We start from the raw sequence: 13,389 nt of genomic DNA, 5'->3' as shown, positions 1-13,389 counted from the left end.
GATACACTCCCCCTCACTTCTCTAATTACCAAATTTCGCTTGCACGACCGAAATAATATAGGTCACCAAGATAAGAATTAAACTGGATATCCCTAATGAAACCATGCCGCTCGCAAATGAGATTTGAAAGTTTTCTATACTTAGAGCCAATTCATTCGTGAGTATTTTCGAAACGGAAAAATATTGAAAAGGGATATACTGCGCAATCCCAGATATTGCAACTTCACTCCCTATTCGAATCCCAACATATAAGATGACAAGCGTTAATCCTAGAGCAATTAATACCCTTCTCGTAATGACTGAGAACAAGAATAAAATAGAATAGCAGAATAATAGAAGCATGAAAAACAACCCCGATGCTTTAATCAAATACGTCCCCATTCCTATTAAGGTAAATGAACGGTCTTCCCCATAAACTAGTACCGGGTACTCCCAGTCACCGATTCGATCAAATATTGATCCCATTAATAGTGAAATCACGACAGAACCGAAAAGAATAAGTACCGTTAAAAGCATGACCGTTATAAATTTGCCGATTAGAATATTGTCCCGATGGATTGGTTGGGTACGTAATAAATAAATCGGACCATTTCTACCTAGCCCTTCTTTTGTTACTACATCACCAAAAAGAAACAAGAAAAATACAGCACCTGCAATTCCAAATAATAAATTAAAAAAATGATAGATAAAATGGACTCCGGTAGAGGAATATTCCGTACTTCTCTCCTCCTGAAGTTCTATCGCATCCTCAGGCTCCATCCCCTCCACACTAGAAATTCCCTGATCATAATAGGTCATCCAACTATATAGATCAAGGGGAAGTATTGGTGTTACTTCTTTCTCCTGCATCCATTTACTACGCTCCACAAATGTGTTCGCTGAAAAATGCGTAGGATATGTATAAGTGTGAGTTTGATTACCATATTCTAGTTTGCCAATTAGTTCTTCTCCACTAATAATTTCAAGCTGCATAAGCTCATTCCAGTTATCTTGTTCATATAAAGCAAGTTTGTGTTTGTCCTTTTCCAGCCATTCTTGCCAAAACTCCAAATCACTTCTTAGAGCAGATGATTCTGACTCGTCGTTAGACTCTTCCAATTGATCTTCTATTTGTTGGATATATGATTCGGTCGTCTTTATGGTGGCCTCTAGCGATTGTGTAATATCCTCCAGACGAGTTGTATTGATGTAAATATAGATGTAATACATAACAAGCAATAATAAAAAGCCCAACATTAACAAGCGAAAAAATGTTGATTTAAATACTTTTATGATTTCAAATTGAATCAAGCGAAACACGATACCACCTTCCTCTATTTTAATTACCGTACTTTTTATGAATTTAATTTCCATTTTAATGGTATTATAACATATTGTAGACAATATTTTGAATTGTATTTAAAATTATACTATAATAAATTTAATAATTTTGAAAACCATGAAAGGAGGAGAACAATGAAGAAAGTATCGTTAATTTTAGCTTTACTATTATTGTCACTAATCTTAATTGGCTGTTCGAACGAAGAGAATGAGGCATCGGAAAGTCAGGCACCTAAAAACGAAAAATCGGAATCCGAAAACGAAATTTCCGAGAATGAATCAATCGCAGATTCTGAGGAACCATCACAAGACGAATCTGATAGACCACTTGTACCTTTACTCCTTAGTTTATCTAGTGAATCTAGCGACAGAGGTACTGCAGGAATAGTAGATGTGTGGTGTTTTGGAGAATCTGAAGATCCATGTAACCTTTCCCCAAAGCCACCTAACGAAATCCTGTCAGGCGTCCCTCCCCTTTCTACAATACCTGAAGAAATAGTTAGTCTTGCTTGGGCATTTGAGGGTCCAACCCCAGACGGTAGATTATTTAATCCGGATGATATGGAGCTTAAACAGATTAGACTAGGAGAAGAAGAAATGGTAGAAGTAAGAAATAGGCAATTTACAGCACCTACTGAGCCTGGAAGATATTATTACTCGCTAACTGTAAAATGGAATAACGATTTAAAAGGAGCAGCTCATTATGCTTTTTCTGTGTCAGTTCGTTCACAATAGGAAGGATGTATTTGTCACTTATTAAAATAAGTGTCAAATTTATACAGATAATAGATTTACGACCATAGAAAGGGGAGAGCGATGAATAAGAAAGTATGGTTAATCTCAGCTTTGCTTATGATGTCAATTATTTTAATTGGATGTTCTAGCGAATCGGATGAGGCATCGGAGAATGATATATCAGAAAATGAATCACCCACAGATCAACCAGAACAAACAGAAGCTACAAGTTTTAAAGTAATTACCCCTCCAGACCTTTATTTAGTCTATGACGGAAGGATCGACGCTGCAGGAAAGGTAGACCAGTGGTGTTGGGAAAAATCTGGAGAACCATGTAACATTACTCCAAATCCACCAAATGAAGTTCTGCAAGGATTTAAAGCTCTTTCCATAAAACAAGGAGAACCATTTAAGCTTTCCTGGACATCCAATGATTCATCTCCAGACGGGCGAATATTTAGCTTTGATTCCATTGAAGTTGAGCAAATTAGAATGGGCGAAGAAAAAATGATTGAGGTTAAAAATAATCAAATAATAGCCCCTACTGAGTCTGGAAGATATTTTTACTCTGTTACTTTAAAATGGACCGATAGCTTAAAGGGAGAAGCACATTATGCATTTTCACTTGCAGTGCATCAATAAGAATTAATAAATTATTTGTGTCACTTATAAGTAAGTGGCTTTTTTCTTTTGCATTAGGGCAAAAGCAGTTCATTCCTCTAAAAGAAGTCTGAACTGCTTCTCGTATTTATTCTACTTTACTATTCTTCACCATCTGCCTAGCAACGAAATAAAAGACAAGCGTAAGGATAATCATAATTGGTATTCCTTGATACCAGACCCGTCCATTTTGAAACAGGATAATCTCTTCCGGAAGTAAATACTGGAATGGGTTAAACCAAGCGAACGGTCCCCATGTGATGAATGTAGTTAATCCATAACCAAGCAATAACGTAACCAAGATACTAAAGAGTGTAGCTAATGTATGTTTGAAGAACAAACTATACAATAAACAAAGAGAAACCACCATGATTACACTTATAGAAACTACCGTAAGTGCTATCTGTATATACTCTGCTACTGTTAAAAATTCTATCGATTGATTGACTTCCATTAAAATAGGATAGTTAAATGTCCCTTGATATCCAAAAACATACCCAATTATGGCGGTTACTACTAATAAAAATAAGGTTGTGATGACATAAAGAATAATGGAACTAAAGAATTTACTTGTAATTATTTGTGTACGTTTCAATGGTTGAGTAAACAATAAATTGATAGTTCTATTCTCAAATTCCGAAGACATAATTTCTCCGATTAATAATAAGAAAATAATAATGACTCCCAAATTAACGAACAAATCGACTACCTGTTTAATAAAATTCGGAAAGGCTCTACTATACGTTTCATGTTCGGGTGGAATATCAGAGTCGAGCAGCTTTTCGTTTAATGCTAAGGAATGGGAAATTTCCTGAAAGGTTATCGTGTGCTCCCCACCTTTTTCTTTATACTCTTTTGCAATTGAATAATACTCATTCTCTAGTCTTAGTTTTTCCCGAAATTGATTTGGAGCTAGAAAATTCCTTGTTTCATATAGATTGTTTACCATAGCACTATTCAAACGCCTGAGTTCTGCTTCCTCTTCGTTATCAGGGTCATTATCAAGGATGGCTTGGTGAATCTTTGCATTAGCAAAATTAATCTCTAATAGCTCGTCGATCCGTTCACTAGCATCCTTTTCTATATACGATTCAAAAATAATATTTCGCGCCATTAAAAAAGCTACACCAATCACTATTCCAAGTAATATATACACGAACTTTTTGCTAAACAAAATCTTATTAAGTTCAAATGACAGCAGTTTCATGAGGAAAGCTCCTCTTCAAACAATTCACGATAACGCTTTTCAGCGCCTACTTTTTGCACTTCAATATCTTTAATCGTAATAGCATTGTCATTTAAACTATTAATGAAACTTTGCAGATCCACATCTGTTTCTTCAAATCCTAATTGATATTGATCCGTTACGGTAAAAGGAATTACTTTTTCGTGTAATACCCTTTTAGCCTTTTCTATGTCATTCACTGTAATAAGGTATTTTTTTGATGAAATATCTTGAAGTGATTCTTTTAATAGAGCACCGTCCTTCATGAAATAAATTGTATTCGTTAATCGATCAATCTCATCTAAATTATGTGAGGATACGATAATGGTAGTTCCTTCCTCATATAATTCTAGTAAAATCTTACGCATATTAATCGCACTTGTTGGGTCCAGTCCATTTAGTGGTTCATCCATTAGTAAAAGCTTTGGCTCATTAATAATTACCATAGCCAGTAACAAATGCTGTTTCATTCCAAGAGAATAATTACGAACACGCTTTTTCAAATATTTTTCCATCCCAACCCGTTCTGCAACCTCTTTAATCTTAGAAATATCTATTTTTTGCACACTACAAATAAATTTCAAATGATCATACCCAGTTAGATTTCCATAAAGGATACGGTTATCCTGTAAATAGGATACATCACGAAATATCGAAGCATCTGTTTGTTTTTTCCCTAATAGCTTAACTTCTCCTTCCTGAAAAGAAAGGAGATTTGTCATACAATTGAGTAAAGTAGTTTTCCCAGAACCATTCGGACCAACCAATGCGATAATCTGTGGTTCCTCCACTTGAATGTCGATTCCTTTTAGCACCATTTGTTTTTTATACCGTTTCTTTAAATTATTTACCTCTACAATCACGTCACCACTCCCCTTTCTTTAATTACCAATTTTAGTTTGAACAATAGAGATAACATACGTTACAACGAATAGGATCAAACTAGCAATACTTAACGAAATCAATCCGTTCGTATAGGTGAGGTTAAAATTCTCTAAGGTTAATGCTAATTCGTTAGTTAAAACATCAAAAACGGAAAAATATTGAAATGGAATGAAGTGTGCAAAGCCCGAGGTTACTAATTCCTCGCTCAATTTAATCCCAATAAACAATGTTGCCAGGGTTAATCCTATTGCCACCAATACACGTTTAGTTAAGATGGAAAATAGAAATAGAATAGAGTAGGAGAATAATAGAATTAATAGAAACATTCCAATTGCTTTAACTATTAACACTCCCATACTCATTAGCGTAAATGTTCTTTCTTCCCCATAGATGACTACTGGATAATGCCAGTCACCAAATCGATCAAAAATACTACCAACTACAACCGAAAAGACAACGGCACTTATCAATAGGAAGAAACTAACTAAAATTGTTGTTAAATATTTGCTAGCTATAATTTTATGTCGTCCGATTGGTTGAGTTTGCAATAAATGGATCGGCCCATTCCTCCCTATTCCTTCCTTTGTAACGATATCTCCAAATAAGAAAAGGAAGAAGACTACGCCTATAAAACTGAACAATAGACCTAACAATCGGAAAAGGTAATGAATACTTGTTGATGAGTATTTGTTACTATTTTCTTTAATATATTCCATGATGTTTTCAGCATCTGTTGCACTAGTACTTCTAACTTCTCTATCGTACAATGTCATATATGAAAAATATCTATCCCACGGCAATAGAGGTGTAATATTCCTTTCTTGCATCCATTTACTCATCGCTACATAAGTTTCTAATGTAAATAAGGTCGGATGTGTATAAGTATGGGTCTCATTCTGATAAAGCATTGTACCAATTTGAGGTTCAGTATCCTTAATCTCTATCTGTAGAATTTCATTCCAATTTTCTTCTTCTAATAATTCTACTTTTGATTGTCTATCTGCTAACCAGTTCTCATAAAACTCGATAGATTCTTCAATTGCTTCCACCTCTGAACCTTCAGCAGATTCTAAGGCAATTCTTTCTTCTGCAAGTGCTTGTTCCGTACTTTGAATGTCCTCTTTTAATGGTTTAATTTCATCCTCAACACGAGTTGTGTTGACATAAACAAATACATAATATGCAATAAAAAATACGAGTAATGCCACCAATAATATGCGAAAAAAGGTGGTATTCCACACCTTCTTTATTTCAAATAAGATTAGCTTTAACAAAAAATCACCCCCTTAATTCTAATTACTGCACAATGATCCCAAATACATAGTAAGCCTGACCTACTACATCACCGTCCCATTTCAGTTTCATGGAGTAATAATATCTACCTTTTTCCATAGGGGCGGTTATGTTACTATTATTAACTTCTACTTCATTCTCCTCACTTAACCTAATCTGCGTTAATTCAATTTCATCAGGAGAGTAAATATGATCGGATTCGGGTATCCCAGTGGTGGCTATTGCAAAGCTAAATTCCTCACCCGGCTTTACACGTAAAGGCGGTGACCCATACAACTGTTCTTGTGGCGGATTTGGCTCTAAATTACAAAGGCTTTCCTCTTTCCAACACCAAACATCGAGAACGACCAACGTTGACTCTTCATCTATTCCTACATGAACATCTGGAGGTCCACTCACACTGTGACTCTCTCCAACTGCAGGTTCACTTTCATTACCATCAGGTGACTCTTGGACTTCTTCATTCAATCCTATTAATGCTGGGTTTTCCGCACATCCGACCAAAGTAACTACTATGATAAACAAGAGAAAAAGGTAACATTTTTTCACTTTAAACACTCCCATAATTAACTGGCATTTAGTTATATTCTGAACCTTTTAAAAAATAGTAACATAATCTTAATATTTTTGAAATATTGTTCTCCATTTAATTAGCTTGTTATGAGGAGAAAGAATGTTATCTTTATTAATATGGAACATTAAAACAGTAAAGCACAAAAGGAAGTGACTGACATGAATCAAGCTGAGGCTGCTATAGAATTCCAAAACGTAAATTACTCTACAGATGGGTTACATATTTTAAAAAACATCACAGGGTCTTTTCCTGATGGTAAAATCACCACACTTGTTGGACCCTCAGGTGCAGGTAAATCTACTCTATTTAAACTTTGTAACGGATTACGTTCTCCTGATTCTGGAGAAATTTTTATTAAAGGAAAATTAATAAATGAATATAACCCCATAGAATTGCGAAGAAAGGTTGGTATTGCTTTACAAAGTGCCACCATGATTAAAGGAAGTGTCTTAGAAAACTTAGAACTGCCACTTACACTACAAGACCAACACATTGAAAGAAATTTTGCGGAAGAATTATTGCATGACGTGGGACTAGGGGGAGATTTGATCGAGCGAAGTGCAAAGGATTTATCAGGTGGACAACGACAAAAGCTATCTATTGCACGTACTTTGGTGAATAAGCCAAGTGTATTATTACTTGATGAAATTACTTCTTCTCTTGACCGAGTGTCTCAACATGATATTGAGGAACTAATAGAAAAAATAAACCGAAAATACGGGACAACCATGATTTGGATTACCCATAACTTAGACCAAGCATTACGAATTGGCCATTATACATGGGTGATGATGAATGGGGAGTTAATTGAATCAGGAGAGAGCTCTCTGCTAAGGTCCCCTGAAGATAAACGGGTTCAGGAATTTGTTAAGGGGGAAATAGAATGAGCTATCTTACACTAGCATTGACGCTTATTTTCGTTCTAATCCCGCTTCTCTTATCTCGCACATTAAAACTTGAGTTAGAAAAAGATACCCTGATTGCAACGGTAAGATCTATCATACAATTACTTGCAGTAGGATATATTCTGCAATATGTATTTGATGCGGATCATTTTATATTCATTCTACTCATGGTTCTCCTAATGATAGGCGCTGCAACTCAAAATGCTCGAAAAAAAGGCTCTTCTATTCGCGGAATTACGTGGAAGCTTATCGTCACATTCGTTTTCATTGAAGTACTAACGCAAAGTATCTTACTAGGTCTACACATCGTACCACCAACACCACAGTACATTATCCCGATTAGTGGGATGGTTATTGGAAACTCAATGGTCCTTGGAATCTTGTTTTTAAATAGATTTACGGCTGAGGTTGAGAATCGACAGGATGAAACCGAGCTTATTTTATCTTTAGGTGGGACACCAAAACAAGCCATTCATACTCAATTAACTACAGCTATAAAAGCAAGTACTATTCCGACAATTGAAAGCCAGAAAACGATTGGACTTGTGCAACTTCCAGGAATGATGAGTGGCCAAATTATTGCAGGGGCTGATCCTGTTCAAGCCGTACAATTTCAATTATTAATCCTGTTTTTACTATTAACTACTGCGGTGGTTACGAGTATTTCACTTGGTTTTTTATCTTACCCAGCCTTATTTAATAAACGAATGCAATTCTTGAAATTTAATAGTTAACAATATAGGGAATCCTAGTCGGGATTCCCTTTACTTGTGTTTACGATTTGTTTTCCAATAGAATAAACATAACGAAATTTAAGGAGGTAGTCATGATGTCCAAAAAGATTCGAATTGGCAGAACTGACCTTGTAGTAAATCCTATTGGTTTAGGAGCAAATGCTATTGGGGGTCATAATCTTTACCCAGAAATTGATGAGCAGGTGAATAGAACTTTATTAAAAACAGCTTTTAACGAAGGGCTAGACTTTATTGATACTGCATTTACATACGGCATGGGGCGTTCCGAGGAAATCATCGGAGAGGTTGTGAAAGAATTAGGCAATCGCCAGGAGGTTATTATCGCGACTAAAGGGACGCAAAAGCTTATTGACGGAGAAACAATCGTTGATAATTCGCCTGAATATCTACGTGAAACCGTTGATGCAAGCTTAAAAAGACTTCAAACAGACTATATTGACCTATTCTACATTCACTTCCCAGACAAAAACACACCAAAATACGAAGCGGTTGGCGCATTAAAAGAACTAAAAGACGCAGGAAAAATTAGAGCCATTGGGGTATCTAATTTTTCACAAGAACAGTTAATTGAAGCAAATCAAGATGGATATGTTGATGTGTTACAAGGTCACTATAATTTGTTGAATCGCCAAGCAGAAAAAGACCTGTTCCCTTACACAATAGAACATGGAATCTCCTTTGTACCATATTTCCCGTTTGCTTCCGGGTTGCTTGCAGGAAGATACACGAAAAAAACAACCTTTAACGATTTTCGTGCTAACATGCCTCATTTCCAAGGTGAAGCATTTGAACAAAATCTTCAAAAGGTAGAGACACTAAAGGAAATTGCTAACGCGAAGCAAACAGAAGTATCCAACATAGTCCTAGCCTGGTACTTAGCCCAGCCCGCAATTGATACGGTAATTCCAGGAGCCAAAAAACCAGAACAGGTCATCCAAAACCTAAAAACACTAGATGTACAATTATCTAAGGACGAAATTGAAACTATCGATCGTACTTTTTCATAAGATTGTATCAACCATGTTCAAAGGTAAACGAAATACCCTATCACTTTTAAGTGGCAGGGTATTTTTTTCAATTAACCGGGGGCAGAGAAATAAAATATATATTAGCTAAGAAAATAAATGTGCTTAGAATCTCAACAATAGTTAAAGCTAATATAAGCTAATTTGACAATTCCAGACTTACCAGATAAAATATACTTAATTAAAGATGTTTTAATTCATAATAATCAAATTAAACATAAGAAGGTGTAAATATGAGCGAGAATCTTTCATTAAAAGCATTTGTTGTGCTAATGAAGGCTTCCAAGTCTCTACAAGAGGTCATCAAACATGACATTAGCAATCACGGAATGCGTACCTCTGACTTTGAAATTCTAGAAGCACTTTATCATAAAGGCAGACTTACCGTGAAGGAAGTTTCTGATGCCGTACTCATAAACACAGGTTCCATTACCTATGTGATTGATAAATTAGAGAAAAAAGGGTTGCTTGAAAGAAGCCATTGTAAAGACGACAGAAGAGTAGTTTATATTCATATAACAGACGAAGGAAAAAAGCTGATGGATGAAGTTTTCCCACAGCATCAACAAGTTATCGAAAATTTATTCGAAGATATTTCAGACGAAGACAAAGAAACTCTGATCAGAGTATTAAAACAAGTTGGGCAAAAAGCAGTCCAATAAAAGGCGGATGATTAACGATGAAACAGACAACAGGGATTCACCATATTACAGCAATCGTAGGTCACCCACAGGAAAATGTTGATTTTTATGCTAGTGTGCTCGGCTTACGATTAGTTAAAAAGACGATTAACTTCGATGACCCAGGTACCTACCACCTCTATTTCGGTAATGATGGTGGTCGACCTGGTTCTATTATTACGTTCTTCCCATGGGCAGATGCTTATCAAGGAAAAATTGGTGATGGACAAGTTGGTGTTACTTCTTATGCTATTCCTGAAGGGTCCATGGACTTCTGGGAAAAGAGACTTGCTAAATTTAATATTGCATTTACTAAGTCAGAAAGCTTTAGCGAAACAATTCTTGCATTTGATGATGTCCACGGGTTGAAGCTTGAGTTAGTAGAACGTGTACTAGGCGAAGTCAATAACTGGTCAATAGGAGATGTTACTCCTGACGTGGCAATTAAAGGTTTTGCAGGAGCAACACTTCTATCTGCCCGCCCAGAAGAAACAGCCCGCTTACTTGTTGATGTCATGGGACTTAAAGTGGTCGGTGAAGAAGGAGATCTCATCCGATTTAAATCTCTCGGAGATATAGGAAATACCATTGATTTGAAAAGGACGACATCTGGCAGAGGACAAATGGGTGTCGGAACTGTACACCACATTGCATGGCGAGCAACAGATGATGAAGATCAATTGGATTGGAAAAATCATGTTGAGAATAACGGTTATGGGGTGACCCCAGTACGTGATCGCAATTACTTTAATGCCATTTATTTCAGAGAGCATGGAGAAATTTTATTCGAAATCGCAACAGACCCACCAGGCTTTGCTCATGATGAGTCGTACGAAACTATGGGAACGGAATTAAAGCTTCCTTCTCAATATGAAATATACCGGGAAAAACTAAACGATCATTTAATCCCAATTGAAGTTCGAAATTTAGATAATTAGATCGGGGGTATTCAGAATGCTTTCCTTCCATCCAGAAAACCAAACAGAACGAGAAAATTATAAGTTGCTAGTCGGATCCATCATCCCAAGGCCAATCGCCTTTGTCACAACACAAGCTGCTGATGGGACATTAAATGGAGCTCCATTTAGTTACTTTAATATTGTTTCCTCTAATCCCCCTTTGGTTTCTTTAGCCATCCAGCGAAGGAATGGCATCATGAAGGATACAGCTAGAAATATATCCGAAACACGGGAATTTGTAATTCACATAGTGGACGAACAAAATGTGAATAGCGTAAATAGAACTGCTGCCACTCTTCCGGCAAATGAGAGTGAGATTACTTTAGCTAGCCTTACCCCTGTCCCAAGTAAGGAAATCTCTGTACCTGGCGTGCAGGAGGCGAAAGTTAGATTTGAATGTATGCTTGAACAAATGATTTCATTAGAGGGTACTGATGGTGAACCAGGATCCGAGCTAATTATTGGTAGAATCATAACCTACCATATTGACGAAGATATCTATGAAGATGGGAAAATAAATCCAGAGAAGTTAGCAGCTGTTAGTCGTTTAGCAGGTTCAAACTATGCTAAAGTCGGAGAAATTTTTTCTATCGAAAGGCCAAAATAAAAAGGAGCTTTTCATATGAAGCACATTTTTCAAAAGGGAACAAATCCCAATAAACCAACACTATTATTATTGCATGGCACTGGTGGAACAGAACAAGATCTTCTTCCACTAGCAGAAATGATTGATAAAGAAGCGAATATGTTAAGTGTTCGTGGTAATGTCTTAGAAAATGGTATGCCACGTTTCTTCAAACGTTTAGCAGAAGGTGTCTTTGATGAAGAAGACCTAATTTTACGCACTAAGGAATTAAATGATTTCTTAGATGAAGCTGCGGAGAAATATGCATTTGACCGCAACAATATCGTAGCTGTCGGATACTCCAATGGTGCAAACATCGCAGCAAGCCTGATGTTTCATTATCAAGACGCCTTACGCGGTGGTAGCCTGCATCATCCAATGGTACCGAGAAGAGGAATTACATTACCTAACTTAAGTGGTAAAAAAGTATTTATATCCGCAGGTACTAACGACCCAATCTGCCCAGCCCAGGAGTCAGAAGATCTTAAAGCTTTATTAGAAGATGCCGGTGCTAATGTTGAAATACATTGGGAAGATAGAGGTCATCAGCTAACTATTAATGAAGTGAAGGCAGCTCAGGAATGGTATAAAGGGTTGTAATATAAGAAAAAGAAGTCTTAAATGGGCTAACTAAGTACTCCCCCATAAGACTTCTTTTAATTTCGAACAATGATATAAATCATATAAACTACATAACTCAAAGCTAACAACAATCCCTCTTTCTTCCCCACTTTGTAATGTGTTACAGAAAAAAGCAATAAGACGAATGTTAAGGCAATCATAATGACTACATCAGTAAACACCTTATCATTTATTGGCAAAGGTGAGATTACAGCTGATGCCCCTAAAACAAATAAGACATTAAAAATATTACTCCCTACAATATTACCTAAGGCGATTTCACTTTCCTTCTTTAACGCTGCAGATATGGAGGTGACCAATTCGGGAAGTGAGGTACCAATCGCAATAATCGTTAGCCCAACTAATGTTTCACTCATGCCTAACGAGTACGCAATTACCGTACCATTATCTACTACCAAATCCCCTCCAACTACAATCATCCCTAAACCAATCAGTGTAAATATTATATTCTTACCCCACTTGAGGTCTTTTGGAATTGCTTCAGAAGTATTTTCCTTCCTATTTTTCAAACCAAGTTCGATGATGTAATACATAAATATCGATAAAAATAACAAAAAGATTAACCCATCACTTCGCGTTAATAAATTCGAATCTAGTCCCTGTAAGGCGAAATCACTCATTAAGATCAGCAACGCTCCACTAGCCAATAATGTGAATGGAATCTCCTTTAAGATTGTCTCCGTCTCAACCTTTAACGGAAAAATAAATGCGGCCACACCAACAACTAGGGATAAATTAAATATGTTGCTCCCTACAACGTTCCCTAATGAAACATCTGCACTTCCTTCTAAAGAAGCTATAATACTTACCGTAGCCTCAGGAGAACTCGTTCCAAAAGCTACAATCGTCAAGCCAATTAATATCGGCGGGACTCTTAATAGTTTGGCAATATTGGAAGATCCGGAAACAAAAAAATCCGCTCCTTTAATCAGTAATAAAAATCCAATTAATAATAGTATGTATTCCATCTTTTCATCCTTTGTATAAGTAATTAATCATTTCAATACTTCCCATTTATTATTCATCATAAATCAAAACCACCAGTGTGAACTGGTGGTTTGCTCTGCGGCTGGAAGCCTCTATTACCGGCCTCGGCCTTAAAGGCC

Annotated in this window: 15 protein-coding genes; 9 read left to right on the top strand and 6 right to left on the bottom strand. The window is 36.4% G+C overall.

Annotated elements, in window-relative coordinates:
• Positions 1–21: 21 nt before the first annotated feature.
• Positions 22–1,299 carry an ABC transporter permease gene (locus AB1K81_RS15810; RefSeq protein ID WP_412977645.1) on the bottom strand — a complete coding sequence of 426 codons (1,278 nt, stop codon included), beginning with the start codon at positions 1,297–1,299 and terminating at the stop codon, positions 22–24.
• A 156-nt stretch (positions 1,300–1,455) separates the two neighbouring features.
• Between AB1K81_RS15810 and AB1K81_RS15805 the strand changes: the two genes are divergently transcribed.
• Both AB1K81_RS15805 and AB1K81_RS15800 read left to right on the top strand, forming a co-directional pair.
• Positions 1,456–2,055 carry a hypothetical protein gene (locus tag AB1K81_RS15805; RefSeq protein WP_412977644.1) on the top strand — a complete coding sequence of 200 codons (600 nt, stop codon included), beginning with the start codon at positions 1,456–1,458 and terminating at the stop codon, positions 2,053–2,055.
• Between the two features lie 81 nt (positions 2,056–2,136).
• A complete protein-coding gene (locus tag AB1K81_RS15800; protein WP_412977643.1) occupies positions 2,137–2,697 on the top strand; it encodes a hypothetical protein in 561 nt (186 codons plus the stop codon).
• A gap of 106 nt (positions 2,698–2,803) precedes the next feature.
• Here AB1K81_RS15800 and AB1K81_RS15795 read toward each other — a convergent pair whose 3' ends face one another.
• Genes AB1K81_RS15795 through AB1K81_RS15780 form a run of 4 tightly spaced genes read right to left on the bottom strand, consistent with a single transcriptional unit; the run spans position 2,804 to position 6,667 of the window.
• Positions 2,804–3,922 carry a DUF2705 family protein gene (locus AB1K81_RS15795; RefSeq protein WP_412977642.1) on the bottom strand — a complete coding sequence of 373 codons (1,119 nt, stop codon included), beginning with the start codon at positions 3,920–3,922 and terminating at the stop codon, positions 2,804–2,806.
• Positions 3,919–4,803 carry an ATP-binding cassette domain-containing protein gene (locus AB1K81_RS15790; protein WP_412977641.1) on the bottom strand — a complete coding sequence of 295 codons (885 nt, stop codon included), beginning with the start codon at positions 4,801–4,803 and terminating at the stop codon, positions 3,919–3,921. Before AB1K81_RS15790 ends, AB1K81_RS15795 begins: the two co-directional genes overlap by 4 nt.
• 18 nt (positions 4,804–4,821) lie before the next feature.
• A complete protein-coding gene (locus AB1K81_RS15785; protein WP_412977640.1) occupies positions 4,822–6,099 on the bottom strand; it encodes an ABC transporter permease in 1,278 nt (425 codons plus the stop codon).
• A 22-nt stretch (positions 6,100–6,121) separates the two neighbouring features.
• Entirely contained in the window at positions 6,122–6,667 is a 546-nt protein-coding gene (locus AB1K81_RS15780; RefSeq protein ID WP_412977639.1) for a hypothetical protein, read from the bottom strand.
• 183 nt (positions 6,668–6,850) lie between these two features.
• On the opposite strand from AB1K81_RS15780, the gene AB1K81_RS15775 reads away from it, so the two are divergent.
• From AB1K81_RS15775 to AB1K81_RS15745, 7 genes are all read left to right on the top strand, one after another.
• A complete protein-coding gene (locus AB1K81_RS15775; RefSeq protein WP_412977638.1) occupies positions 6,851–7,579 on the top strand; it encodes an ABC transporter ATP-binding protein in 729 nt (242 codons plus the stop codon).
• The gene (locus AB1K81_RS15770; protein ID WP_412977637.1) at positions 7,576–8,331 is read left to right on the top strand and encodes an ABC transporter permease; all 756 of its coding nucleotides are present in this window, start codon (positions 7,576–7,578) and stop codon (positions 8,329–8,331) included. Before AB1K81_RS15775 ends, AB1K81_RS15770 begins: the two co-directional genes overlap by 4 nt.
• Positions 8,332–8,426: 95 nt before the next feature.
• A complete protein-coding gene (locus tag AB1K81_RS15765; RefSeq protein ID WP_412977636.1) occupies positions 8,427–9,359 on the top strand; it encodes an aldo/keto reductase in 933 nt (310 codons plus the stop codon).
• Positions 9,360–9,610: 251 nt separating this feature from the next.
• On the top strand, positions 9,611–10,039 hold the full coding sequence (locus tag AB1K81_RS15760; protein ID WP_412977635.1) for a MarR family winged helix-turn-helix transcriptional regulator: 429 nt from the start codon (positions 9,611–9,613) through the stop codon (positions 10,037–10,039).
• Between the two features lie 17 nt (positions 10,040–10,056).
• Positions 10,057–10,995 carry a ring-cleaving dioxygenase gene (locus AB1K81_RS15755; protein ID WP_412977634.1) on the top strand — a complete coding sequence of 313 codons (939 nt, stop codon included), beginning with the start codon at positions 10,057–10,059 and terminating at the stop codon, positions 10,993–10,995.
• Between the two features lie 16 nt (positions 10,996–11,011).
• The gene (locus AB1K81_RS15750; protein ID WP_412977633.1) at positions 11,012–11,623 is read left to right on the top strand and encodes a flavin reductase family protein; all 612 of its coding nucleotides are present in this window, start codon (positions 11,012–11,014) and stop codon (positions 11,621–11,623) included.
• Positions 11,624–11,638: 15 nt separating this feature from the next.
• Positions 11,639–12,241, top strand: coding sequence for an alpha/beta hydrolase (locus AB1K81_RS15745; protein ID WP_412977632.1), 603 nt, complete (start codon positions 11,639–11,641; stop codon positions 12,239–12,241).
• A gap of 56 nt (positions 12,242–12,297) precedes the next feature.
• On the opposite strand, the gene AB1K81_RS15740 is transcribed toward AB1K81_RS15745, so the two are convergent.
• On the bottom strand, positions 12,298–13,251 hold the full coding sequence (locus tag AB1K81_RS15740) for a calcium/sodium antiporter (RefSeq protein WP_412977631.1): 954 nt from the start codon (positions 13,249–13,251) through the stop codon (positions 12,298–12,300).
• Positions 13,252–13,389 lie beyond the last annotated feature (138 nt).

The organism is Ornithinibacillus jepli (assembly GCF_047228935.1).
Classification (GTDB): Bacteria; Bacillota; Bacilli; order Bacillales; family Amphibacillaceae; genus Ornithinibacillus.
Note: the sequence above shows the minus strand (reverse complement) of the source record. Positions and strands in the feature narration are given on the sequence as shown.

Coding starts and splice junctions, on each gene's coding strand:
- AB1K81_RS15805 (WP_412977644.1), top strand. CDS start 1,456: ATGAAGAAAGTATCGTTAATTTTAGCTTTACTATTATTGTCACTAATC.
- AB1K81_RS15800 (WP_412977643.1), top strand. CDS start 2,137: ATGAATAAGAAAGTATGGTTAATCTCAGCTTTGCTTATGATGTCAATT.
- AB1K81_RS15795 (WP_412977642.1), bottom strand. CDS start 3,922: ATGAAACTGCTGTCATTTGAACTTAATAAGATTTTGTTTAGCAAAAAG.
- AB1K81_RS15775 (WP_412977638.1), top strand. CDS start 6,851: ATGAATCAAGCTGAGGCTGCTATAGAATTCCAAAACGTAAATTACTCT.
- AB1K81_RS15770 (WP_412977637.1), top strand. CDS start 7,576: ATGAGCTATCTTACACTAGCATTGACGCTTATTTTCGTTCTAATCCCG.
- AB1K81_RS15765 (WP_412977636.1), top strand. CDS start 8,427: ATGTCCAAAAAGATTCGAATTGGCAGAACTGACCTTGTAGTAAATCCT.
- AB1K81_RS15760 (WP_412977635.1), top strand. CDS start 9,611: ATGAGCGAGAATCTTTCATTAAAAGCATTTGTTGTGCTAATGAAGGCT.
- AB1K81_RS15755 (WP_412977634.1), top strand. CDS start 10,057: ATGAAACAGACAACAGGGATTCACCATATTACAGCAATCGTAGGTCAC.
- AB1K81_RS15750 (WP_412977633.1), top strand. CDS start 11,012: ATGCTTTCCTTCCATCCAGAAAACCAAACAGAACGAGAAAATTATAAG.
- AB1K81_RS15745 (WP_412977632.1), top strand. CDS start 11,639: ATGAAGCACATTTTTCAAAAGGGAACAAATCCCAATAAACCAACACTA.
- AB1K81_RS15740 (WP_412977631.1), bottom strand. CDS start 13,251: ATGGAATACATACTATTATTAATTGGATTTTTATTACTGATTAAAGGA.